This window comes from uncultured Anaerofustis sp. (assembly GCF_938029165.1).
Lineage (GTDB): Bacteria > Bacillota > Clostridia > Eubacteriales > Anaerofustaceae > Anaerofustis.
This window is the reverse complement of record NZ_CALHFB010000032.1, coordinates 1-25955: the sequence shown is the minus strand read 5'-3', so window position 1 is coordinate 25955 and position 25955 is coordinate 1. Positions and strand designations below refer to the sequence as shown.

Below are 25955 nucleotides of genomic sequence, written 5' to 3'. Positions count from 1 at the left end.
CGACTGGATTTTCTACAAAATGCTGCCCGCATTTTGTGAAACAGTCGCTATCCCGCCCCTTTACATAAAAAGTTTTATATCAATTTAAAGTTAATAAATTTTTTAGGTAATATGCGGGTGAATGACTTCAATAAGTTTAATATCTCTTTTGCCGAAGGCTTAGGCACCGCGCCCAGCGGGGTCGTTTTATCCATTTTTTGGACAAGCAAAAAATGGCGGGGTTTTAGGGGCAGCGCCCCTAGGTGGTTTTTAAATAATCCACCAAAACTTCACTGTTATGCCTCATCACTCCGTTTATCTCTCGTGCGAGGTCGAGTCCCGTGAATGTATAAATCTCTCTCATCTCATCGGTTATGTTTGCTTCCACCACATCCGCATGTTTTTTCTTATATCTTTTTATCACTTCTTTATCCAGTACCGTAGTACTGTAAATCACTTCATCGAATATTTTACACCCTCTCGGGATATGCTTTTCTATTTCCGTGACATGCTTCCACACGTCAAAACCGTCCGTCTCCCCGTGCTGGGTCATTATATTTGCTATAAAATATTTCTTAGCCTTTTTATTCTTATCAATAGCATAAGGGATATCTTTTATAAGCAAATTAGGGATTATGGAAGTATAAAGACTTCCCGGGCTTAAAATGATTATATCCGCATTCTCTATTTTTTCTACCGCATAATCATTCACCTTCGCATCTGTAGGAGTCATGAATACCTTTTTTATCTTGGAATGCATTTTAACAGCCTGCTTCGGTATCTTGGACTCTCCGTTCACGACCGCAGTATTGTCAAGAAGTGCACAAAGCGTTATATCATCATTCTTCGATACAGCCACAACTTCTCCCTTGATTGCCAAAACATCGCTTATATCCTTTATCGCCTTTGGGAAACTTTCGCTTATTTCATTGAGCGCCGCCAAAAACAAGTTCCCGAAGGAATGTTTCTTCAGTGCGCCCTTAGTAAAACGATACTCCATCAGCTCCGTCATGGTAGATTCGTCTTCGGCAAGTGCTGTTATACAGTTACGGATATCCCCTACCGCCAAAATACCGAGGTCTTTACGAAGCTTACCCGTGCTCCCGCCGTCATCGGAAACGGTGACGATAGCGGTTATGTTGTCGGTATGCTTTTTAAACTCCTTCAAAAGAACACTGTTGCCGGTCCCCCCGCCGATTATAACGATATTTTTATCTTTGAATTTCATAATATCACCTGCTTAATACTGATAGTTATCTTTGCTTATATCTCTGTGCTCTTCCGTGACGATATATCCTTTTTCCTCTATCCTCTTAGCTAGTTCGCCGGCTATTGCCACAGAACGGTGTCTTCCGCCTGTACAGCCTATACCTATTACAAGCTGAGCCTTTCCTTCTTTAATATAATATGGGATAGTAAAAGCGATTATGTCTTCCAGCTTATCCATGAATTCTTTGCTTTCATCAAAGGAAAACACATAATCGGACACTTCCTTATTTTTCCCCGTAAGAGGCTTTAGATCCTTTATATAAAAAGGATTTGGGAGAAACCTTACGTCGTAGACTATATCCGCATCGTGCAGTATCCCATATTTAAATCCGAATGAACTTATATTGATACTAAACTGAGATGATACTGTTCCTATCTTTCCGTAACAGTCATGAAGTATCTTTTCAAAATCTCTCTCTAATAATTTGGAAGTATCTATTATTAGGTCTGCCCTCTTCTTAACCTCTTCCATTGATTTTCTTTCTTTTTTTATGGCAACTTCTATCCTGTCATTTCCCGATATAAGGTGCTTCCTTCTGTTCTTTTTATACCTTGAAATCAAAACGTCATCGTCGGCATCTATATACAAAATGTCCGCACCTCTTTCATTTTTGAGGTTATCCAAAATTTCATCTATATCATCGAAGAAAGCACTTCCCCTGGCATCAAGAACTATTGCTATATTTTCGGTTTTGGGTTCGCTCTTATCCAAAAGATCAATGAAAGTATCTATGAGCTTAGGCGGAAGATTATCCACGCAGTAAAATCCCCTGTCCTGAAAAAATCTTAAAGCCACACTCTTTCCCGCAGCAAGCATTCCCGCAACAACAATTATTTTCATATATTTTCTCCTTACATTTAAAAGTCATATTCGCTAATTATAAAATAATTATACTACGTAAAATTAAAAAAAGCAAAAATGATAAGTGATCATAAAAGATATATCCATGCCATTTTATTAATAAATGAAAAACAATATTCAATATCTAAATTTGCTGTTTATGAACAATAAAAAACAATTAATAAATTTTTAATTGATATATCACAGTTATTTCATATTTATATGGTAGGTTAAAGATAAGAAAGACATTTTTCGACAAATTATTTATGAGGCAGAGAAATGAAAGAAATAATTAGTTTCATTACGAAAGGACTGGATATTTCATATATTTACGAAGACATCATCGTCCTCGTTTGTATTTTATTGTCTCTGATTTTGATAATAATTTTTATTAAAAAGTTTATAAGGAGTTTTAAATAATATTTTATATTTATAAAACATAAAATTTTAAAGTTCATATGACTGACTTATAAATTGAAAAGGATTATAATATTAAAAAAGAGAATACACAATTTTACCTTATGGGATTTGTGTACTCTCTTTTAATATATCAATACATATTAAATTTAAAGATAGATTAACCGCTTCTTAAAAATATAATAACTATATATTAACTAAATAAAGATGTCTTAATATTTTTCTTCAATTTAAATTTAAATCAACAGCAGTTATTTACTATCAGTACTGTCAGTTATCATAAACTTTCCTTATACAGTACGAAGCACCTTTAAATCATTATTCCCGACAGCGGACCGTAAAACAAATATCCCAGAAATCCGGATATTATTATAAGGACGATGGGGTGCATATCTTTGAACTTCAGTTTTAATAAAAGCACTACGGCTAAAATTATCAGCCCCGTATAGTTTGTGAGTTTTCCCTTAAGTATAAATACCGAAGTGAAAATCGTCATTGCCGATGCGGCTATCGTTCCAACCACTGCCGGTCTAAGCCCCGCAAGCACTGCCTGAACATATTTGTTATCCTGAAAATTAAAGAAGAATTTACTTATTAGGATAATTATTACAAAGGACGGGAGGACTACCCCCAAAGTGGCACTGAACGCTCCTATAAGCCTGCTGTGGTCAAAACCGATGAATGTAGCTATATTTATCGCAAAAGGTCCCGGGGTGGATTCGCTTATTCCTATAAAATCGATAATTTCCCCCACGGTCGCCCAACCGTGTGAAAGGACCTCGGTCTTTATAAGAGGTATCATTGCATATCCTCCGCCGAAAGTGAACAGCCCTATTTTAAAGAAAACAATAAATAATTCCATTACCATTACATATCGCCTCCCTTGATGATATTAAATCCATGAAATATCACTCCGAGAAGTGCACAGACGATAAGTACATAAATAACGTTTATACTTGTAAATGCGGTTATCAGAAGAGAACCGAAAAGCAGTATCATATTAAAATAATCTTTTTTTATCGGTTTCCCAAGCTTTAAAGCCGCTTCCAATATCAGCACGATAACTCCCGCCTTTACTCCCGCAAAGACGTTGTTTACGATGATATTATCTTTAAACATATTAAAAATAATAGAAACTCCGATTATTATAAAAAAAGAAGGGATAACGACGCCGAGAGTAGCAAGTACAGATCCCCATACTCCCCCTATCTTATATCCGACAAAGGTAGCACAGTTTATCGCAAGCGGTCCCGGGGTACTTTGAGATATCGCTGTTATATCAAGCATCTCGTTTTCATCTATCCATTTTTTCTTCTCCACAACTTCTTTTTGAAGAAGAGGTATCATTGCATATCCTCCGCCGAAGGTAAAAGCACCTATGTTGGCGAAAGTAATAAATAAATCCAAATCTTTGTTTTTCAAATCAATCTCCCGATGTCTATCAAAATGAACAATATCGCTGTGTTTTGACACTTCTAAAAAATTTCATTTTAATACTTTTGACTTCCATTATGATGTATATACCCTATATCAAAAGCTTTCCGCTACTTATCATAAGGGAAATCATATCTTTATGATATCATAAATACGTCTTTAATATTATACCATAAACTGCCATATTTACCCTCATATATGGGAGAATTTACTTTTCTTTTATACTATTTTTACCAAAAAAAACCATTAAAAATTTATGACTGAGTGACACCCAAATGTCTTATATATTTTAATCTATATAAAAATCATCCCATAAAAAATTTGATTATAATGATACTAAATTCATATTTTTTAATACTCAAAACTATGAGATAAACAAACCAAACTTTGCAAGTTAGATTAACGATATAAAAATCAAATATATTGGTTTTATAAATATACAAAAAACATAAATAAGTCGCCATATATAAAATTATTAATAAAATAAACGAAAAAGTTTTTTATTTAGAAATAAGGTTTCCTAAAAATCTACATTATTATATAAGAAGTATATTTTCCCTATACACTTTTTTTAGCGATTTATGAATAAATATTTAACGAAGCTCATAAATCAAATCCACTATACCGTTATAAGTTTTTGTTTCAATGAGTTTTAATTTGATTTCATTTTTATTTTTTTCAAATAGCCTTATTCCATCACCCAATATCGTCGGGATTACGGATATATGATACCTATCGATCAAAGCTTCTTTCATTAGCTGAGATACGATATTTGCCCCGCCGCATATCCAGATATATTTTCCGTTTTTTTTCTTCAGTTCTTTTATAAGACTGCAAACATCATCATTTACAAATTTGATACAAGCCTTATCTTCCATTTGTCTGTGAGTGATGACATAGCTCATAAAATCTTCATAAACCCAACTATCTTTTGAAAGCTCACTTACTATTTGCTCATAAGTATTCCACCCCATTATCACCGTATCCATATCTTTTATGAATTCATTATAACTTATCATATCGTCTTCATTTTCTTTTACCCCTTGAAGCCAGTCAACTTTTCCCTCTTTATCTGCAATATAACCGTCAAGGCTCATTGCTATAAATAAAACTACTTTTCTCATCATATCTCCTATCTTATATTTTTTATAAAACAAATCAAAGTTTATCATCTTGAATTTAAAGAAAATTATAAAACACTTTAATTTTATGTCATATAGATATTATTGTTATTTATTTAAATTAATAAACAATCCTATAAATATTTTTCCCTAATTTTTTATTATAACAAAAAAATACCTCCGTATTTACAAAGGTATCTTTTATAAAAAATCGTATATTAAACTATAGAAATTTACATTATAAAAATTCTGACATTATTTTTTATATGAAATAGGATTTTTTCTATATGAAAATAAAAAAACAACTGCTTCAGACCATTATTTTTATTTATATAACATATAAAACAACAATGGTTATTTCAAACTATTATAAAATTATATCCGTGGTAAATTTAAACTACTTTTAATTGAAAGCCTCTACCTTATTTTATATATAATAGAAGGATAAATGACTATTTTAAAATATGCATATTTTTATTAAGGTCTTCTTATTACATATAAAGCTTTACTTAACTTTTTATTTCAGCTCCTAAACACAAATATTATATATTTATACTAAAAAAATTTTTAGATAAATAGGCTATAACATTCTTTGATAAATCAAAAATCCAATCAAATCAAAAAACATTCCCTTTATGGTTCATAAAAGGGCGGACTATTTAAAAATCAAGAAAATTTTAACTTATTTCAATAACAATAACTGTTTCAAAGAATTAGCATATAATATCTTTCATTTGGTTTAATTCCTTTAAATCAAAATCCCCAGCACCCTTTTCGTTACATTAGGAGCAAGCTAGCAGTCGTCTTAAAAATCTGACAAAGACTTTAACTATTTAGTTTTTAATTGAAATAATTAATAATATTCCTTTCTAAATCAAGTCCTTTAAATTAGAAAAACCGCCCCTTTTATTACATAAGAGCGAGCTAGCAGTCGTTTTAAAAATCTAACAAAGATTTTGACTTATTATTTTTTCAAACAAATAATAAGTAATATTCTTAACAAAATAAAGTCCTTTAAATTAAAATCCCCGCCCCATTTTAATACATTAGGGGCGGGGATGGTGACTGTTCCCAGAAAATCGGGTAGATTTTCTGAGGAAATCCAGTCGCCTTAAGCCTCCACGGCGAATGAGTGGTGTCCTTTAATCCAAAAATTTGGACAAGCAAATTTTTGGCGGGTTGTAGGGTGGAACCCTACAAAGGGGTTTTAAAGGGGTAAAACCCCTTTGATGTTTGTATCTTTACAAAAGATTATTATCGCTTTGAAAAGATCTCCGTCTATATCGATTTTAAAGCTTCCGCCCTGTGCTTCGACGTAACTTTTTACTATTGCAAGCCCGATACCGCTTCCGCTTTCGTGTCTGGACTTATCCCCTCTCACAAACCTTTCCACTATCTCTTCACTGGTAAAGTTCATTTGAGAGGCTGAAATATTCTTTATTTCCACCATTACGTCTTCTTCGCTTTCTGCTATGTCGATATATACTCGAGTAGAAGGCAAAGCATATTTCGCTACGTTATTGAATAGATTTTCAAATATCCTGTAGGTTTTATCTCCGTCAAGCATTAGCGGTATTTCACTATTTGACGATGTCATTATCATTTCGAGTCCCTTGGAACTGAGTACTTCCGAACATTCATCTTTTGTCTGTTCTATCAGCTGGATAAGATTTAATTCCATTAAATCAAGATTGATATTCCCGCTGTTTACTTTACTTACTTCAAATAAGTCTTCTATCAAAGTACTGAGTCTGTCGATATATTGATTTAAAGTCTCAACGTACTCTTTCCTTGTTTCTTCGCTTATACTATCCTGCTGCAGAAGTTCTACATAGTTCTTTATCCCGGTGAGAGGAGTCTTTAAGTCGTGAGAAACGTTGCTGATAAGTTCCGTCCTCATATTCTGAGATTTGGTTTCTTCCTTAACTGCTTCTTCAAATCCCGTTTTGATATTCTTGAATTCATCTCTTAAAGAATTGAATACCCCGACGTCTTCGGTTATCTCATCGTTGAAGTTCCCTTTTGCCAAATTTTCCGTAGACGCTAGCAGAACATCATAATCCGCTTTTACTTTGTCGACTTTCTTTTTTATCCAGAAGAATGAAGCAATGGCATATATAATAGACAGGAATGCTCCAAATCCCCAAAGACATATCATAAGAAAGACCATTAAAAAATTAATAAGAGCGAACTTGATTATAGTCTTATTGAGGTCATCGGATAAATCTACATCGCTTAGTTTATCCATACCTTTTTTGATGTTCCTGCATAAGTCGCCTATCAAAGTATCATCCCTTAAGAAACGCCATATCCCGTCAACGACTATATATTTCAAATCATAACACCCTATGGCGATAACAAGGAAAGTCAAAGCCCATACTATTATGTTACAAAGCATAACTATAAATCCGGAGAAAGTAAAGCCCAGAGTATTTACAAGACTTAAGAACATCCCGTTTATGGTATATCCCGATACGATAAGGCATCCCATGCACCCAAAGGTTATAGCTGTCGCTATCAAACCTATATTGATTTCCCCTCTGAGTTTTCTGAAAGATTTAAAAGGATTTACTTCATCTTCCACACTCTTAGGATAAAATAGTATGAATAACGCTATTATGAAACTTGCGAACATCAAAGCCCCTGCTGCAAAGCTGTTATAGTTTTCCCAGCTGTTCAAGTAATAATAAATCATACCGCCGTTGTCTTTTACATCTTTAGGAACAGAGTATGCTACAGATACACTACCGGGAGTGTTTACTTTGATTTGACTTTGAGGGATCGTCACTCCGTTTATATAATAATCATCCGTGCCGTTTTCCCCTCCGGTATATCCGATATCAAAAGAACCCTCGAACATATCCGCAAAATCAAACCCATCATAATCCCCTTTATATAAGGTATCGTTATTTATAAGTTCACCCTTAGCGTCATAGTTTAAGACACCGTAAAATATGCTGTTATTCTTTACATCATTATCATATATATTTTTCTTTAAATATTTACTTCTGAGAGTTTTCTTTGTCTTTGCATTTTTAACTTCAAATAAAAAGTTGCTGTCATTTTCCAGCATATCCAAAGAATTTGACATTTTTTCTTCAAGTTCTTTTGTTAGATTTTCCCTTATATCCTTTGGTACGTCTTTTCCGAAAGAAAGTATTTGATAACTAGGATCTGCTTCTTTCGCTTTGGCTATGGTAAAATATTTGATTTCACTGTTCAAGTGATTTATGATGGTATTTTCGTCGTGATTGAATTTACCCTCTACATTATCGTATAAACTTACCACCATACCGCTTAAGAATATAATGAGCGCTATGAATGATATCAAAAATGTCCGCTTCTTATTTATTTTATTCATATTATTCACCTACATCTTTTCCATTTTATACCCTATCCCCCATACTACTTTTATATAACGAGGTTTTTTGGGATTTACTTCTATCTTTTCTCTTAGTTTCCTTATATGAACCATTATGGTCTCGGTATTTATCGCCTTTTCATTCCATACCTGTTCATAAATCTGCTCGGAAGAATACACTCTTCCCGGTGTCTTTATGAGTAATCTCAATATCTGATATTCCTTTGCGGTTAACCTTACTTTTTTACCGTCAACAGTCACTTCTTTTGTATCATCATCAAGCTCAAGCCCTCCGACGACATATCTGTTAGCATTTTCTTCTTCTTTTACCGAACTATGTTTAAGATTTAAGATCTGGTCATATCTCCTTATTTGAGAATTTACCCTCGCGATAAGTTCCATTGAGGCAAAAGGCTTTGTGACATAATCGTCCGCACCTATATTAAGCCCCGTTATCTTATCTATATCCTCGGATTTCGCACTTAAGAATATAACGGGTATATCGTAAGTTTCCCTGAGCCTCATGGTCATTGTGATACCGTCCATTACGGGCATCATTATATCCACTATAGCAAGGTGTATATCTTCCCTACCCAAAACTTCCAAGCCTTCTTTTCCGTTTTCTGCTTCGAATACGTTATATCCCTGATTATTCAAATAAATCTTAATGGCATCCCTTATGCCTTTTTCATCTTCTACTATCAATATATTATGCTGCATTTAAAAGTCCTCTTTTCATATAATTACCTCTATTCTATAATAATCTTATCAGTAATTGGAAGAGCTATTTAACTTTTTGTAGTAAAAAAATCCTGCTGTTACCACAATAACCGTTATAATTCCTATTATCACCGCTAATATATACTGCCGATTTTTTATCGAGCCTGTTATAAAAGTGGAAGTAACTATGCTCGGTATCCTTCCCACAGTGGTGATTGCAAGCCATTTATAAAGCCTTACATTGGTAAGAGATACGAGGTAAGTCATTACGTCTTTGGGAGTACCGGGAATTAGGAATAAAACAAATACCCAGTAAAGACCTTTTTTCTTCTCGAAAGTCTTTTTCACTTCTTCGACTTTTTCTTCCTTGAACATCATTGTTATTATCTTATTACCGAAAATCTTCACCAGATAATAAACGATTATCGTTCCTATAAATGAACCGACCATACATACTGCCGTCCCCCAAACAGAACCGAACATATACCCCGCCGCAAGCTCAAGAGGTTCACCGGGGATAAAGGCGATGAATATCTGTATCGTTATAAGAGATATCATCAAAAGTTCTTTAAGCCCGTGAGGAAGATTTGAAATCCGGTTTATTATTTTTTCCAGGTCAAGGCTTAATATCACTCCCAGACCTATAAGCATGATGACTGCAATGACCGAGGCTATTATTATCGTCTTTTTCTTGTTTTTCATTTTTCTATACCGGCTCGTATATATCGCTTAAATATGAATAACTTGCATTATCGTTATTACATGCTCTGCTTAGCTCATATACATTCCCTTCAAATTCTAAATCAAAGTCCTTCATTGTTGAAAGTTCATAAGGACGGATATGCTTTGGAGATTTAAAAATATTTATAACTCCGTTACTGCTTAAAAGTTCGCTTATGAATTCTGAGCAGAATTTATGATATTTTCTTTCTAAAGTAATATTTCCGTTACAGAGCATTACTCCCAAGATATCATATTTATAATTAAATCTTTCCTCATACATTTTAGACAAATGATTTGATATACTTTCATACTGACTTTCATTTACTTCTATTGAAACTATTTTTATATTTATATCCTGATTTTTTTCATATAACCCATTAAAAGGACTTTCCTTGGTAAATCCCGCTGGAAGCATGAAAGCGGGATATCTTCTGCCGAAGGCATAAAAAGTATCGAAGGTATCGTCCAAAGAAATCGCCACATGAGTGTAATCTTCTTTGGTCCTTTTGTATATCGCTTTTGAAAGAAGCGTATTCGACCTTGAAAACATAAGATAAATTTTATGAGTTTTGTCTTTTCTGTCCATATCATCACCTCGATTTTTGTTTATTATAAAAATCGTTTCTTATTAAAAATAGTATAAATTTCTTAATAATTTCTAAAATTTATGATTAAGGGCTGTCCGCCCTTAAAAACCCCTGCGGGGTTTCACCCCACACCCCACCAAAAATTTGCTCGTCCAAATTTTTGGATTAAAGGACGCCGCTTAAGCCGCGGTGGCTTATAACGCGGTTCGGTTTTCTGCAAAATGCTGCCCGCATTTTGTGAAAGAACCGCTGCCCCAGCTCCTTAATATAAAAAGTATTATTTTTTATTAAAGGTTATAATTTTTCTTAGGTAATAATGAAAGATAAAGGTATATCAATAGCATATTACTTAAAAAAGATGTTTACTTTTTATTAAATGATAATGTTTTAGAAGAAAGTAAGAAGAATGATATAACAAATTTTCGTCATATTTAAAGTAATAGAAATTGTTGACAACATATAGATTAAAGAATATAATATAGTTAATAAAGGAGCCGTAGAGATGAAGGTGGCTTCCTCAGATAATTAAGTTATAAAATAACTATTCTGATTCGACGTTAGGGTAGTTATTTTTTTGACTATTCTAAGAATTCTTTAGAATTCTTATTAAATTTTAATTTATTAAAATTTAAATATGTGTTTACACATATGGGATAACATGAGCGAATTCGCTTTAGCGATATTTGCGAATATTACTTATTTTATAGTTCATAGACTTCTTTTAAAGTTATTTTCATAAGCCCCACCTCCTATGTACTTTCAGCTTATGATGAATATAAATGGAGGAAACCACCCGCACCTTTATTCTACGGCTTGGTATTATTATATACTACTTCGAATATTTGTTCAATGTTTATGGTGAAAGTGGTCACTTTTCTATCACAATAAGATACATTATAAGGGACTCCGTCCCTTAAGAACCCTGCCCTTTTTTGTCCGAAGAAACAAAAAAGGGGTAAAAATTCTTCCACTCAATCGTCGTGGTGGCTCTTAACGCTTCTTGATGTGACTGTTAACTATTTCGAAGAAATAGGCGTATTTTATAAATAAAATACGCTCAGTCGATAGACTGATAAACAACATGAACAAATTCGCTTTAGCGATATTTGTGAATTATTAAGAAACGCTCCCCGCGTTTCTTGGAAAAGAAGCTGCCCCACCCAATCTATCTAATAAAGTTTTATTTACTCATCCTCTTCTAAAATCTCTTTCATCATTTTTGCTCCTAATTTAAATCCAACAGTATAATAATGAGCACAATTTACTAATCTATTCTCACTTAAATATTAGATAAAAGGCTTTCCGCTTTTTTTGAATATTAAATATCTCACTTCTATTAAATAAAAAAGCTATCTTATAAATATCACCTTTAATCCTTTAAAATAATTTATATTAAGGATTTAATCCAATATATCAGTTATGTCTATATTCTATAATAAATAAAAAAGGAGTTATTATGGATATAGTAGAAATGATAGGTAAAAGAATATTACATTTATGTAAGGAAAAGAATATGTCAATCAATAAATTAGCAAAAAAATCAGGAGTTTCAAATACAGCAATAAATGGCATATTAAATCAAAGTACAAATAATCCCAGAATCTTAACTATTAAACGGATATGTGATGGATTTGATATTACTATTAAAGAATTTTTTGATGTAAAGGAATTTAGAAAATATATGTAATATTTTGAGTGGAGGGGTAGCGACTGTTTCAAAAATCTCGGGCAGAGATTAAATAAAGAAACTCGCAAATATTCCTTCGGAAATCTGCTCGTGTTATTCATCAAGCTAAAGCTTGAATAAATTTAACAAAAGTTAAATTTATCAGTTCTGTCGAACAGTGAATAGTCAAATCCGACCGCGTTAAAAGCCTCCTCGGCTTGAGCGGGGTCGTTAAATCCAATTTTTAGACAAGTAAAAATTGGCGGGTCATAGGGTGGAACCCTATATCACTTTTCGATATGTGATTATTTAAACATTTCTCCGTTAGACTTTTTTGATACAGATAATGATAATCCGGAAAAAATAAATGAAATAATAAGATATTTAAAAAATCTAAGTAATGAACAAATAGATAATATCTTAGCGCTGGTTAAGGATTTGAATAAATAGAAAAAATAAAAACACTTTTAATAAGTGTTTTTTTATTATTTAATATAGAAAATTATTATAGATGAGAATGAGTAAATAATACTTTTTTAGAAGGGGGCGGGGTAGCGACTGTTTCACAAAAATGCGGGCAGCATTTTGCAGAAAATCCAGTCGCGCTATAAGGCACCGCACCCAGCGGGGTCGTTTCTTCCATTCTTTGGACAAGCAAAGAATGGCGGGGTTTTAGGGGTGGAACCCCTAGGATCTTTTGTTTATTAGAAAGAAAAATCGAAAATCTTTTATTTTAATGTAATTTATGGTATTATTAAAACGAATGAATTAAAGGTAGGGATTATATGAAAAAGAAAAGAATTTTAACTTTCATAATGACATTTTTAATAGCCTTCACGACCCTTAGTACTACGGTTTTTGGGTTTAATTCTTATGAACAGTATTTTAACGGTAGATATTCATATAGTCTTAAAATCCCTAAAGATAAAAAGAATGTGGTAATGGAGACTAATCAGTCTTCCGTTCTGATACCATACAGTGAACAGATAAGACTTGAAATAAATGTTGAGGATGTATCTACTCTTCTTACAAATAAAGAGCAGGAAAATTATAACGAAAGCGACCTTAAAAAACTAAGCCTTAAAAGCGAGGTTTTTAAGAATACTTATGCTTCTGAAGATTACATGAAGAAGAATGCGGTAAAGCTTATAAAGAAATTCGCACCTTCTCCGACAGTGACTAACATAGAAAGTTTTAAGCTGGACAGAAGAGTTGCTTTTAAGATATTCTACGATACAAAGATAACCGGAGCGGATAATAAAACCGCTAAAGGGCACGGGCTTATACTCTTTACAATAGACGGGGGAAGGGTGTATTACTTTGTATTTACCGATAACTCTTTGAAACAAGCCAATATCACTGATTATGATTTTATAGATAAGGCGATTTCTACTATCAATCTTGAGGATTTTGATTATACTCCTTTCATTTTGATAGGTATCCTTTGCATACTTTTATACGTCCTTCTTATGAGTCTATACTTAAAGGCTGAGAGAAGAGCGGAAGAACGCAGAGAAAGAAAGAGAAGAGAAAAAGAAATTAAGAGGAGAAGAGCACTAGGTATCGAACCTATCAGTCAGGATGAAGACTACGAATATTATGACGAAATAGTCCTTGAAGAAGCGGACGAAAGCGAAGAGTTGGACGGAGAAAGCGTATTTACCGTTGAACAGATAATGAAGTTATATCCTAGTCTTAAAGATATCAAAATAAGACCTCGAGGTGACGGAAAAGACTTAATAGAAACTCCCGACACGGAAAATAAAAATATAATAGATTATAAAGAAATCGAAGAAGACCTTGATAAGAAAATCAAGGCTGATAAAGACAGAGAAGTAAAAGAGAATGTTGTAAAAGAAGAAACAGAAAAAGATACATCGGAAGAATTTGAAGTTAAGGAACAGGAAGAAACAAAAACTGCCGAAGTGGGGGAAGGACTTGCCGCAATGACTCCTGTAAGTAATAGTGAAGGTTTCTATGAATTAAGCGAAGAAGAGGACAATTTAAAAGAAGAAATCGGATTTGAACTTGCGGGCAGAAGAGAAAAAGGCGATAAGCTATCCGTTAAGAATAATAATATTTATGATGATGACACCGAAGGCTTTGTATTCGAAGATATAGATGAAGAAAATATAAATAAGAGAAACGATAATCTTGACTTGAGTTTCAGAGAAGAGTATCAAAGTCCCGAAGATTCTATCAATATGGAAGACTTCGGCAAAGAAATAGATGACGATATCGTATCGGATTTTGATTATAGCTTTGAAGACGAAACGACCGGTGATATTCCTTTGGACGAAGTGAAGATAGACGAAGCGGATATAGTTGATAATTCGGATATCGGTGATGAGTTGTTTGAAGATATATTAAACGATACAAAGCTTGATACCTTAAACAATGAAGATATGACTAAAGAAGCTGAGGGTATATCCGAAGATGAGGCTTCAGAAATGTCTCAAGCAGGTGAAATAAGTGAAGATATTTCAGATGATGAAAATATCGAAAATACTGATAACTTTGATGATGATTTGGAAGAAGACATCAAAGATGAAATCTTTGAAAATGAAGATGTCACTTCAGATGAGTCTGACAAAGATATTGATGATACATATGTAACAAAAGAGAATAATTTAAATGAAACTGTTTTAATTGATAATGAGGTTGAAAGTGATGAGAACCTAGAAGAAGATTTAATGGATGAAACAGTATCGAAAGAGGAAACTGATTTTAATGAAGACAGTAAAAATGCATCGGATAAGTCTCAAGTGTTTGAGCCGGAAACAGTAAGAGAAGCTCAGGAAGAATTAGAATATAAAGAAGTTTCGGATACTGAACAAATACAAGATAAAGACTCCTTAGAAGAAGCAGATAACGAAATAACCGATAATCCTGAAGATAAGAAAGCAAAAGAAGTCGAAAATATTGACACGGTAAAATCAGAAGACGGAAATTCTGATAATAACTCATCACAAGAAGATATAAATATCGTCAGTGATAAAATATCAGAAGAAATGTATAATGGTGAGTCCGCTGATGATGAAGACGGTTTTGAATGTATCTATGATGAAGTCTTGGAAACGGAAGAGTCAGTAAGCAGTGGTGATGAAATTAAAAATACTGAAGACAACATTCCTGAAGATGAAAGATATAATATATCAAATGAAGATGAGTTATCAGAAGAGACTATCAGTGAAGAGGACATAGATAGTATAATCAGCGAAATCGATAAAGAGTTTGATATGGGGCTTGAAAATAAGGAAAATGAAATTGATACAGAAAGTTTAGTAGATACTTCCGTTAAAAGTGATTTTGAAGAAGAGGATTTAAAGGATAAATCTAAAGAAGGAAATCATAAAGAAGCGGTAACCGGAGATACAAAGGAAGACTTTGAAGATGATGAAATAGACGAAGTTCTTATATCCAATGACGAAAAAGAAGTTATAGATGAGTTTTCTCAAATGGTAGACTTTTTGGATAATGAAGAGTAATAAAAAGAGTACGGGTGATATTTCCCCGTACTCTTTTTGTGAATTACCACTAGGATTTTATATTGTTTTGTAGTAAAATATAATAAGAATAATGATTATAACGGAGGAAATTATGCCTGCTAGTGAAGCATGTCTTGAATGTAACAGAAAAAGATATACCAAGTTTGCAAATGATAATATCGATAAAGATAAGATAGCAAACTTTTTAGACGAAGTGGAAGAAGCGATAGTCAAGGCTCCTTATCAGGAACTTGAATCTACATGGGAAAGGATCGCGAGAAAGTATGTAAAAAGCGACGATATACATAAGGAAGAAAAAGAAAAATATCAGCAGTGTATACTGTCTATGAAAGATGATATCGAGAAAATGCTTGATGAAAGCGATGATATCATAAATGACGCTATTAAATTTGCAATAGCGGGGAATGTAATAGACTTTGCTACGAGACCCGACCTTACATTGGAAGAACTCAAAGAAGTGATCGACGGAGTAAAAAATATTAAATTCGACGAAGAACTATATGCAAAGTTCATAGAAGAATTAGAAAACGCAAAAGAAGTTGTTATACTTCTCGATAACGTGGGAGAGGTGGTTTTGGATGCACTTTTATGTAAGAAGCTAAAGACCGTTTATCCCGATAAGCATATAACGGTGGTACCCGCATCTTATCCTATTTCCAGCGATACTACGGCAAAAGAAGCTTACGAAAGCGGTATAGCCGACTATGCGGACATCGTTCCAAACGGAAATGATATTGTGGGTACATATCTTCCAAAATGTTCAAAAGAATGTATTGACGTTTTGGACAGAGCTGATATAATAATCTCGAAAGGCATGGCTAATTTTGAAGTCATGTCGGGAAGTAAATATAACGTATATTACTTTTTCCTATGCAAATGTAAATTTTACTGTGAAGCACTTGACGCTGAAATGATGCAGGAAATGTTTATAAGCGATAAGTATTCAAACGTAGGAAAAAGAATGGAAAAAACATGGAAGGAATTAGGTAGAACGGATGAATAAAAGAAGAGAAGTAGCAAATGAATTAGTAGAATTAATGGATAAAGTAAGCGATGAACAAATAGAAAAATTTGAAAAAGCTTTGGAAGGTGCAAACAGGATATTCACATCGGGAATGGGCAGAAGCGGATTTATGATGAGAGGTTTCGCAATGAGACTTATGCATATGGGATATAAGACATATGTGGTAGGAGAAACTACTACTCCCGCTATCCTTGAAGGTGATTTGCTTGTACTCGGTTCAGGCTCAGGCAAGACTTCGGGACTTGTGGCAATGGCTAAAAAGGCCAAAGAAATGGGTGCAAAGATAGCTTTGATATCTTCCAACGATAAGGACGGTATAGCGGAATTAGCAGACGTTGTGGTTACAGTGGGAGCTCAGACAAAGGATAAATCCGACAGCGGAAGTTCAATTCAGCCTATGGGCACATTATTTGAACAGGGATTACTTCTTGTATGCGATTCTGTAATTTTGGATATCATGAAAGACCTTGATACAGACGGAGCAGAAATGTACAAAAACCATGCAAATTTAGAATAATACGATTATTCAAAAACACCGCTGTCAATGTACAGCGGTGTTTTTTTATAAATAAGAGTTAAAGAGGGAAATTGTGAAAAAGTATTTTAAATGTTTTATCGTTTTTGGTTTTGTATTTAGTTTTATTTTTACAAATCTTTTTGGAAGTATAAATGTTATCCGTGGGAGCGAGACAAAAGGGGAAAATCCTGCTCCTTTTAAGCAAGTAAAAGAAGACGGAAATGATACTAATAAAAATAAAGATGATAAAAATCAAAAAATAAATAAAGAAAAAAATGATGATGTAATAAATAAAGACGATAAAAAACAGGGAAATAGTAAACATACCAAAAAAGAACAAGGTAGCAAGAAAACCAAGGAAGCAGCATAAGAAGAAACAGAAGCAGAAGAAATCTCTCTTGATTTTAAAAGCAAAAAGATATTAAAAGGTCAGTCTTATACTTTGAATGTGAAATTCTTGCCTAAAGGTTCTGCGGAAAGAGAGCTTATATTTAAAAGTGAGAACACAAAAGTTGCGAGCGTCAGTTCAAAGGGAGTTATAAAAGGATTAAGTTACGGAGAGGCTGTAATTGATATAAAAACCAAGGACGAAAAACTAAGTATAAGTGTAGTCATACAAGTAGTTCCAAAATATCCAACAGTTAAGCTAAAGAATTACTTAAGCAAATCCATAAAGATTTCATGGAGCAAAGTTAGCGGCATATCGGGATATAGGATTTACTATAAGACGAGCAAAAGCGGGGAATATAAATTCTTGACGGCAGTAAGCAATACCGGCACTTATTTTGTTCACAGAAAATTAAAAAGCAATAAAAAATATTATTATAAAGTGGTTTCATATGTAAAAGTAAAAGATAAGAATATATATAGTTCTTATAAAGAAAAATCACTCAAAGCGGTATCAAAGTCTTATGTAACGGTCATGCTCGACCCGGGACACAGAGGCAAGTACGGAAGAGATTATGGAGCAAAGGGGATAGATAAGAAGACATGGGAAGTAACTCTTAATGATAAATTCGTTTCGGTCTTAGTAGGAAAACTTAAAAAAGAGGGGTATAATGTTATATATTCCAGAAAACCTTATAAAAAATTAAAGTTTAAGAATTTAAGGGAACTTTCAAAATATGCCAATAAGAAAAAGCCCGACTTATTCGTTAGTGTACACCATAATTCCAGTACATCGAAAAAAGCAAACGGATATGCTATTTATTACTCCACGTATAAAAAGTATTTGGACTCTAAGGGATTATATGTAAAGATTTATTCCAAGAAATATGGAAGCGGCAGAAAATATTACAAGGTAACAAAAATCAAATATTCAAAGTCCGGAAGCCCTACGATTTATTTTAAGTATGGGAAGAAGACGAAGAAGATCAGTCCATCAACGAGACTTAGATATAACATTATAGATAAATCTCCATGTGAAAGTGCCGTTAACACAAAAAGAGCTGCTTCTTATGTAAATAAAGAGATAAAATCATCTAAGATACTCCGACCTTTTGAAGGCGGTATGGTGGAAAATGACTTTATAGTGACATCGGAAACGAACGCTCCTTCTTTTATGCTTGAAGCCGGATTTGTATCCAACAAATCGGAACTGAGTAAACTTAAAAATTCCAAATTCAGAGATAAATATACTTCTTGTCTCATAAAGGGTATAAACAAATATTTTGGGGTAAAATAATATTAATTTTTCATTAGAAATATAATGTAAAATTTTCATATATGATATAATACATAAAAGGAGAAAAGCAAAAATGAATTTTACAAGTGAAAACATGATACTTATTTGGCTGGTACTTCTCGTTCTATTCGTTGTAGTAGAACTCTTGACCACTCAGCTTGTATCCATTTGGTTTGCCGGTGGTTCTCTGATATCGCTTATACTGAGCTTTTTAGATGTCAGTATCGCGGTACAGATAATAGTATTCTTTATAACATCGGTAATATTCTTATGTATAACTTATCCGCTTTATCACAAGTATGTAAAAAGTGAGATTGTACCTTTGAATGCGGATAGTTTGATAGGGTTATATGGGATAGTTATCAAAGAAATCAATAATAAAAAAGCGGTAGGTCAAATCAAAGTAAAGGGACAGGTTTGGTCGGCTTTAAATGAAATCGACGAAATAATCTCCGAAGGCGAAGAAGTAAAAATAATAAAAATCGAAGGCGTACATGTCATCGTACAAAAGAAAGAAGAAGAAAGAGGTTAGAAAATGTTCGGAATTATATTATTCATTATACTTATAGTACTTATTATGGCAGTGCTTGTACTAAACGTTAAGATAGTTGCACAGTCATATGCTTACGTAATAGAAAGGCTTGGTTCATACAAAACCACATGGGAAACTGGACTTCATATCAAGATACCTTTCATTGAAGTAGTTGCAAAGAAAGTATCTTTAAAGGAACAAGTCATAGACTTTCCGCCGCAGCCGGTTATCACAAAAGATAACGTAACTATGCAGATCGATACTGTCGTGTATTTTCAAATTACAGACCCAAAACTTTATACTTACGGGGTCGAAAGACCTATGCAGGCTATTGAGGTTTTGACGGCTACCACACTCAGAAATATTATAGGTGATATGGAGCTGGATGAAACTCTTACAAGCAGAGATATTGTAAATACGAAGCTTAGAGTTATCCTTGATGAAGCTACGGACCCATGGGGCATAAAAGTAAACAGAGTAGAACTTAAAAATATCCTTCCTCCTAGAGAAATCCAGGACGCAATGGAAAAACAGATGAAGGCAGAAAGAGAAAGAAGAGAAAGTATCCTTAGAGCCGAAGGTGAAAAGAAGAGTGCTATCCTTATTGCAGAAGGTGAAAAAGAATCTGCTATCCTTAGAGCGGAAGCTTCAAAACAAAGTAAGATCAAAGAAGCCGAAGGTAATGCGGAAGCGGTCATCAAAATGCAGGAAGCTAATGCCGAAGGTATCAGGATGATAAACGAAGCTAAAGCGGGACAGGAATATATCGCGCTTAAATCTCTTGAAACGTTCTCTGAAGTTTCAAAGGGTAAATCCACAAAAATCATCATTCCTTCGGAAATTCAAAATATGGCGGGTCTGTTGTCTTCTTTAAAAGAAACTATTATAGACGGCGATATTGAAGAAAACGAAGCTAAAAAGGAAAAATAAAATGTCTAAAAAAGTTCTTGTTATCAACGGTCCTAATATCAATATGCTGGGCAGACGTGAAAAAGACCTTTACGGAAGAGAAGATTATGCTTATTTATGTGATATTATCAACAAAAAAGCAAATGAACTTGATTATGAAGTGGAGATTTATCAGTCCAACAGTGAGGGAAGTATTATAACGAAGATACAGCAGTCTTTAGACGAAGCCGATGATATAATCATCAATCCTGCGGCTTATACTCATACTTCGGTAGGTATACTCGATGCACTCAAGATGTTCAAAGGAAAAATCATCGAAGTGCATATAAGCGATATAAGCGAGAGGGAAGAGTTCAGAAAACATTCTTATGTATCTTATGTTGCTACAAAGAGGATTATCGGAAAAGGGCTTGAAGGTTATCTTTTGGCACTTGAAGAATTATAATAAAAATATTTTGGTCGGATATAAATATATCCGACCTTTTTTTGTGGCAAAACTTTTATATAAGGGACTCCGTCCCTTAGAAACCCTGCCCTTTTTTGTCCGAAGAAACAAAAAAGGGGTAAAAATTCTTTCACTCAGTCGCCGTGACGGCTCTTAACGCGGTCGAATTTTCTAAAAATCTCTGCCCGAGATTTTTGAAACGACCGCTGCCCTAATTCCTTTATATTCAAAGTTTTAAATTTTATTAAAGGTTATAACTTTCTTATGTAATATGTGGGTGAATTACATCAGTAAGTTTAATATCCCTTTTGCCGAAGGCTTAGCACCACGTAGTGGAAGAATTTGACTGTTTACCCATTTGAAAAATGGGCTGGATTTTATAAAATCCAGATGTGCTTTGGCACATTAAACAACACGAGCGGATTTGCGTTAGCAAGATTTGCGAGTTTTTATAAGTTTTTTTTCTTCGGAAAAAACTTTGTGGGGTTTTAGGGGCAACGCCCCCTGATTATTTGTTTCTTTGAAAAAGAAAATGTAGTATTTTGTCAATATTGTGAAAACTTTGTATTGTCGTGATGACATAAAAATGATATAATGAAGGCTGATTTATTATTATTTATAGGGAGGAACAGGATGTTCGAAAAACTTTTTAAATTAAAAAGCAAAGGCAGTAATGTTAAGACTGAAATCATTGCGGGTATAACGACATTCCTTACTATGGCTTACATTTTAGGTGTAAACCCGGGAATGCTTGCTTCTACGGGAATGAGTTTCCAATCGGTTTTCTTGGCTACTGCTTTTGCATCGGGTGTTGCAAGTATAATCATGGGTCTTCTTGCAAATTATCCGGTAGGATTGGCTCCTGGTATGGGAGTTAACGCATTCTTTACTTATACTGTTTGCATGACTTTCAAATACACATGGCAGGAAGCTTTGGCGGCAGTATTGATTTCAGGGGTTATTTTCCTTATTATTTCCGTAACCGGAGTAAGAAAGGCAATAATCAACTCTATTCCAAAAAATATGAAACTTGCTATCGGAGCAGGTATCGGTTTCTTTATCGCATTTATCGGACTTAAAAATGCGGGTATCGTAGTTGCTGACCCTTCTACATATGTAGCAATGGGAAATCTCACAAACCCTACGGTAATCCTTGCATGCTTCGGGCTTATAGTTACCGTTGCACTTTTATGTAAGAAAGTAAATGCGGCAGTATTCTACGGAATGATAATCACAGCTGTTGTAGGTGTCGTTGCGGGACTGTTCGGTGTGAGCGGAATGCCTGCACTTCCAACGGGTATCGTATCATTTGATTTTTCTATGCCTACATTCGGTGCTTGTTTTGAAGGTATATCTTCATTATTCTCAAAACCGTCATTTATCATGGTAATCTTTACATTCCTATTTATTGACTTCTTCGATACTGCTGGAACCTTGGTTGCTGTCGGTAACAAGATCGGTTTAGTTAATGACAACGGCGAAATGGAAAATATTGAAAAAGCACTTGTTGCCGATTCAGTAGGTACATGTGTGGGTGCCGTATGCGGTACATCAACCGTTACATCATTCGTTGAATCGGGTTCGGGTGTTGCTGCAGGCGGAAGGACAGGTCTTACTGCTTGTACTACAGGGGTATTATTCTTCTTATCTATTTTATTTATGCCTCTTCTTACAGTAGTTAATTCTATTCAAGTGGGTGAATTATTCTTATCACCTGTTACAAGTGCACCTCTTATCATCGTTGGTGTTTTAATGGCACAGCAGCTTAAGGAAATCGAATGGGATGATATTTCAGTTGCAGTCGCTGCATTCACTACGGTTATCACAATGGTACTTACTTACTCTATCTCAAACGGTATCGCGGTAGGTTTTGTATTCTACGTTGTTTCTAAAGTGTTCAGCGGAAAAGCAAAAGAAATCAATCCTATTACATGGGTGTTGCTGGTTATATTCCTGATATATCTGGTGCTTCTATAATAAGTATGAATAAAAATAAAACCTCTCTATATCAATAGGGAGGTTTTTTATTTTAAAATAATATAAGGATTTTACTAATACTATAATAATGACTTTAAGAAAAGGTCAAAGTTTTTTTGGGGGGGGCTTCGCCTTATACCTTTTAAACAGCAGTTACTATCCGACCCTTTACAATATAAATTTATATTGTATTAAAAGATTATAATTCTTTCAGGTAATTTGAATATGTTCCATGTAGGATGTTTAATATCCCTTTTGCCGAAGGCTTAGGCACCGCGCTCAGCGGGGTCGTTTTGTCCATTCTTTAGACAAGCAAAGAATGGTCGGGTTTTTAAGGGTGGAAAGCCCTTACATCATAATTGTGATTTAAATATATTAAGCACATATTGGATTACCTTGGTTTTCTTTGAACGGTGTATCCACTCATCGAAGGTTATTTCGTCGCAGTCTATTAAGAGCTCCAATATTTCATATTTTAATTCGTTTGTGAATTCTGTGTCGGGAACGAAATTCCCGCATTCGTAGTGAAGATAAAAACTTCTGAAATTCATGTTTATAGTTCCGACGATACTTGCAAACTCATTTAAGATTATCTTGCTTCTTATAAGCCCCTTGTTGTATTCGTATATCCTGACTCCGTTTTTAAGAAGTCTTCCGAAGTTATATTCGCTCAGATATTTAGATACCTTTTTATCATATATTTTAGGTGTTATTATCCTTATATCCACTCCGCTCTTAGCCGCAAGACAAAGGCAGTCTACCATTTCATCATCGGGGTTTAGATAGGGGGTAGTGAGGTATAAGGTCCTCCTTGCAGTGCTTATAAGGTATTTATACATATCTTCCGCAATATGGACATAATTAGCCGGTCCATCGGCAAATGGCTGGCATATAATACCGCATTTCATTTCATAAGTATTTTTATATTTCTCAAAATCTTTTATTTTATTGTCGCTTGCGGCGTTCCACATTCCTATGAATATAAGTGTGAAACTCCATGTGCTTTCGCCTTCTGTCCTTACGGCACAGTCCTTATAGTAAGTATCATTTTCCTGTAAATTTATAAAGCTGTCTTTTAAGTCAAAGCCCCCCGTATATGAAATATTCCCGTCTATAACTATTATTTTTTGGTGAGAACGGTAGTTGTAGTACTGCTTGAAAGCATTCTTGTGTATTTCATTGAAGACAGTCACTTCCATCCCGATTTCTTCCAAATGCTCTTTTAATCCTTTAGGTATCTTAAGTATTGAGCCTATATCGTCATAAATAAGTTTTACTTCTACACCTTCTCTTGCTTTTTCTTTTAAAAGCTCATATATTTCATTTAAAACTTTACCTTTTGATATGGTATAAACGCTTATGAATATAAACTTCTTTGCGTTTCTTATATCGTCTTTGATCTTTTCATATGCTTCATCTCCGGAAAAGAAAAGCTTGGTGATATTATTTTTATATGGGGGATAATGGTAATTGGTCAGGTATGATGACAGTCTCTGAGCATCTATATTATCCATGTTATTAAGTATTTCATCGTTTGTTATCTGCTTATAGTTTACCCTGTCTATTTGCTTTTGAATGAGAGAATGCTTTCTTAAGTTGGAATGCTTTTTGCCCCAGAAGTCGTACATTATATGTCCCACGATTGGAAGAAGGAGGACTATTGTCATCCAAAACATCTTATATGCGGAATTTCTTTCTTCAGCCATTAAGTGCATAAGTACTATGACACTGAGTACTTCGATAAATGTATATACTATTACCGCGTGATTTTTAAGAAAATAAGTGAGCAGTATCATAAATGCAATTTGTATCAAGAACAAAAATGCGATGAAAAGTATTCTGATTATGGTACCTAAACGGTCATTTTCTTTATTTTTCATAAATACCTCTTATATAGATTTTATGTAGTTTTATATTTATTACACCTTGTTTGAGTTTGTTTTCTGTTTTGATTATAGGTATAAAAATGTATTTTAAAATTATTTGTTAAATTAAATTTAATTAAATATATCTTCTTTAAATTATTTCTCAAATATTTTATTATAATATTAGGTTTATAATCAATATTTTTTAGCTGTTTTACGATTTTAAATGATTTTATCATAAAATTTTTTTACGGCTAAGTAAAAATGAGCAACTTATTTTGAGATATATGATTTAAATCTTTAATATATCAAAAGATTTCTTTTAATAAACAGGATATATATATTATTCTTGATTCGATTATTTATTTAATTATAAATTATTTTGATAAGTTTTAATATACATAAATTTAATTTTATAATGTTACTTAAGATTAACGATTATTAATATTAATTTCGATATATAATAACATATATTATGCTTTTTAATAAATAAACAAATATGTTATAAATGAAAGATAATATAAACTAAAAAAACGAATTAAGAGGATAGTTATGAGACCCGATAATTCGTTTTTTTTATATGGTTTTAAAGAAAAAATCTTTCGATCATTATTGATTATAAATGTTTTTTTATGTTTCGTCAATATTATATCATCAATTTCTCACTTGAAGATGATACACCTATAGCACCATTCTTTATACATGATATAACTTCTTCCTTTGTTTCTATCATTCCGCCCGCAATTATAGGTACGTTTACCTTTTCTCCGATGAGTTTTATTGCCTTTGGTGCAATACCGGGCAGTATTTCAACTATGTCGGGCTTTACTTCCTTTATAAGCTTGGCTGAAGAAGATATAGTAGGAGAATCTAAAGCAAATACTCTTAGAATACTCGTTAAATCAAGGTCCTTTGCTTTATTTATAAGTGCTTTTTTTGTGGTAAGGATACCGTCCGGCTTTGTCAGTTTATATATGTATTCGAGAGCTATCGGAGAAGATGAAAATCCGTGAACCAAATCTACGTGAATAAATGCCATTTTACCTGCATTCTTGATTTTCTTTACCTGACTTACCAAATGGTCCATATCGGTATGTATTATAAATACGACTTCAGCCCTGCTTTTTATGGCTCTGTCGGTCTCTTCTTCACTTCTTACCGATACTATAATTGGATTTTTCTTTAGTGCTTCTATTAATTTTTTGTTCATAAATTCTCCTTTTTTCTTTTTTCAAGAAACAAACGATCAAGGGACTCCATCCCTTACACCCTGCTTAATCTTTGCTCGCCCAAAGATTAAGAATAAAAGGCTCCGCTCATGCCGCGGAGGCTTAAAGCGACTGGATTTTCTACAAAATGCTGCCCGCATTTTGTG

At 33.6% G+C, this 25955-nt stretch carries 22 protein-coding genes; 11 read left to right on the top strand and 11 right to left on the bottom strand.

From position 1 onward, the window contains the following. Positions 1–238 precede the first annotated feature (238 nt). A complete protein-coding gene (locus Q0516_RS04230; RefSeq protein WP_294468574.1) occupies positions 239–1207 on the bottom strand; it encodes a gluconeogenesis factor YvcK family protein in 969 nt (322 codons plus the stop codon). 12 nt (positions 1208–1219) lie between these two features. Beyond that, positions 1220–2089 (bottom strand): RNase adapter RapZ, encoded by an 870-nt coding sequence (rapZ, locus tag Q0516_RS04225; protein ID WP_257481229.1) that lies wholly within the window; start codon positions 2087–2089, stop codon positions 1220–1222. 279 nt (positions 2090–2368) lie between these two features. On the opposite strand from rapZ, the gene Q0516_RS04220 reads away from it, so the two are divergent. Next, on the top strand, positions 2369–2509 hold the full coding sequence (locus Q0516_RS04220) for a hypothetical protein (protein ID WP_294468572.1): 141 nt from the start codon (positions 2369–2371) through the stop codon (positions 2507–2509). 307 nt (positions 2510–2816) lie between these two features. Here Q0516_RS04220 and Q0516_RS04215 read toward each other — a convergent pair whose 3' ends face one another. From Q0516_RS04215 to Q0516_RS04185, 7 genes are all read right to left on the bottom strand, one after another. Then, positions 2817–3374: a chromate transporter gene (locus Q0516_RS04215; protein WP_294468570.1), complete on the bottom strand. Its 558-nt coding sequence runs from the start codon at positions 3372–3374 to the stop codon at positions 2817–2819. Then, on the bottom strand, positions 3374–3928 hold the full coding sequence (locus Q0516_RS04210; RefSeq protein WP_294468568.1) for a chromate transporter: 555 nt from the start codon (positions 3926–3928) through the stop codon (positions 3374–3376). The genes Q0516_RS04215 and Q0516_RS04210 overlap by 1 nt, the downstream gene beginning before the upstream one ends. A 605-nt stretch (positions 3929–4533) precedes the next feature. Beyond that, positions 4534–5064: a dihydrofolate reductase family protein gene (locus Q0516_RS04205; RefSeq protein ID WP_294468566.1), complete on the bottom strand. Its 531-nt coding sequence runs from the start codon at positions 5062–5064 to the stop codon at positions 4534–4536. Positions 5065–6268: 1204 nt separating this feature from the next. Beyond that, positions 6269–8422, bottom strand: coding sequence for a HAMP domain-containing sensor histidine kinase (locus tag Q0516_RS04200; RefSeq protein WP_294468565.1), 2154 nt, complete (start codon positions 8420–8422; stop codon positions 6269–6271). 9 nt (positions 8423–8431) lie between these two features. Beyond that, complete coding sequence (locus Q0516_RS04195) at positions 8432–9142, bottom strand: response regulator transcription factor (RefSeq protein ID WP_294468563.1); 711 nt, start codon at positions 9140–9142, stop codon at positions 8432–8434. 48 nt (positions 9143–9190) lie between these two features. Next, positions 9191–9844 (bottom strand): VTT domain-containing protein, encoded by a 654-nt coding sequence (locus Q0516_RS04190; protein WP_294468560.1) that lies wholly within the window; start codon positions 9842–9844, stop codon positions 9191–9193. Positions 9845–9848: 4 nt separating this feature from the next. Then, positions 9849–10451: a hypothetical protein gene (locus Q0516_RS04185; protein WP_294468558.1), complete on the bottom strand. Its 603-nt coding sequence runs from the start codon at positions 10449–10451 to the stop codon at positions 9849–9851. A gap of 1457 nt (positions 10452–11908) precedes the next feature. Here Q0516_RS04185 and Q0516_RS04180 point away from each other — a divergent pair. The 10 genes from Q0516_RS04180 to Q0516_RS04135 all read left to right on the top strand — a co-directional run bounded on the left by Q0516_RS04180 (position 11909) and on the right by Q0516_RS04135 (position 22715). After that, on the top strand, positions 11909–12139 hold the full coding sequence (locus Q0516_RS04180) for a helix-turn-helix transcriptional regulator (RefSeq protein ID WP_294468556.1): 231 nt from the start codon (positions 11909–11911) through the stop codon (positions 12137–12139). Positions 12140–12903: 764 nt separating this feature from the next. Next, positions 12904–15606: a hypothetical protein gene (locus tag Q0516_RS04175; RefSeq protein ID WP_294468554.1), complete on the top strand. Its 2703-nt coding sequence runs from the start codon at positions 12904–12906 to the stop codon at positions 15604–15606. 112 nt (positions 15607–15718) lie between these two features. Beyond that, positions 15719–16630, top strand: coding sequence for an ARMT1-like domain-containing protein (locus tag Q0516_RS04170; RefSeq protein ID WP_294468552.1), 912 nt, complete (start codon positions 15719–15721; stop codon positions 16628–16630). After that, a complete protein-coding gene (gene hxlB / locus Q0516_RS04165) occupies positions 16623–17168 on the top strand; it encodes a 6-phospho-3-hexuloisomerase (protein ID WP_294468550.1) in 546 nt (181 codons plus the stop codon). Before Q0516_RS04170 ends, hxlB begins: the two co-directional genes overlap by 8 nt. A 73-nt stretch (positions 17169–17241) precedes the next feature. Then, positions 17242–17538, top strand: coding sequence for a hypothetical protein (locus Q0516_RS04160; RefSeq protein WP_294468548.1), 297 nt, complete (start codon positions 17242–17244; stop codon positions 17536–17538). Positions 17539–17559: 21 nt separating this feature from the next. Continuing rightward, a complete protein-coding gene (locus Q0516_RS04155) occupies positions 17560–18852 on the top strand; it encodes an N-acetylmuramoyl-L-alanine amidase (protein ID WP_294468576.1) in 1293 nt (430 codons plus the stop codon). A gap of 73 nt (positions 18853–18925) precedes the next feature. After that, positions 18926–19384, top strand: a complete 459-nt coding sequence (locus Q0516_RS04150; RefSeq protein WP_294468546.1) for an NfeD family protein — start codon at positions 18926–18928, stop codon at positions 19382–19384. A 3-nt stretch (positions 19385–19387) separates the two neighbouring features. Next, positions 19388–20314, top strand: coding sequence for an SPFH domain-containing protein (locus tag Q0516_RS04145; RefSeq protein WP_257481226.1), 927 nt, complete (start codon positions 19388–19390; stop codon positions 20312–20314). A 1-nt stretch (position 20315) separates the two neighbouring features. Continuing rightward, positions 20316–20738, top strand: a complete 423-nt coding sequence (locus tag Q0516_RS04140) for a type II 3-dehydroquinate dehydratase (protein WP_294468543.1) — start codon at positions 20316–20318, stop codon at positions 20736–20738. Between the two features lie 633 nt (positions 20739–21371). Continuing rightward, positions 21372–22715, top strand: coding sequence for an NCS2 family permease (locus Q0516_RS04135; protein WP_294468541.1), 1344 nt, complete (start codon positions 21372–21374; stop codon positions 22713–22715). 353 nt (positions 22716–23068) lie between these two features. Here the strand turns inward: Q0516_RS04135 and cls are convergent, their stop codons facing one another. Together cls and Q0516_RS04125 are read right to left on the bottom strand one after the other, a co-directional pair. After that, positions 23069–24595 carry a cardiolipin synthase gene (gene cls / locus Q0516_RS04130; RefSeq protein ID WP_294468539.1) on the bottom strand — a complete coding sequence of 509 codons (1527 nt, stop codon included), beginning with the start codon at positions 24593–24595 and terminating at the stop codon, positions 23069–23071. A 631-nt stretch (positions 24596–25226) separates the two neighbouring features. Beyond that, positions 25227–25790, bottom strand: coding sequence for a glycerol-3-phosphate responsive antiterminator (locus Q0516_RS04125; RefSeq protein WP_257481293.1), 564 nt, complete (start codon positions 25788–25790; stop codon positions 25227–25229). Positions 25791–25955: the final 165 nt, after the last annotated feature.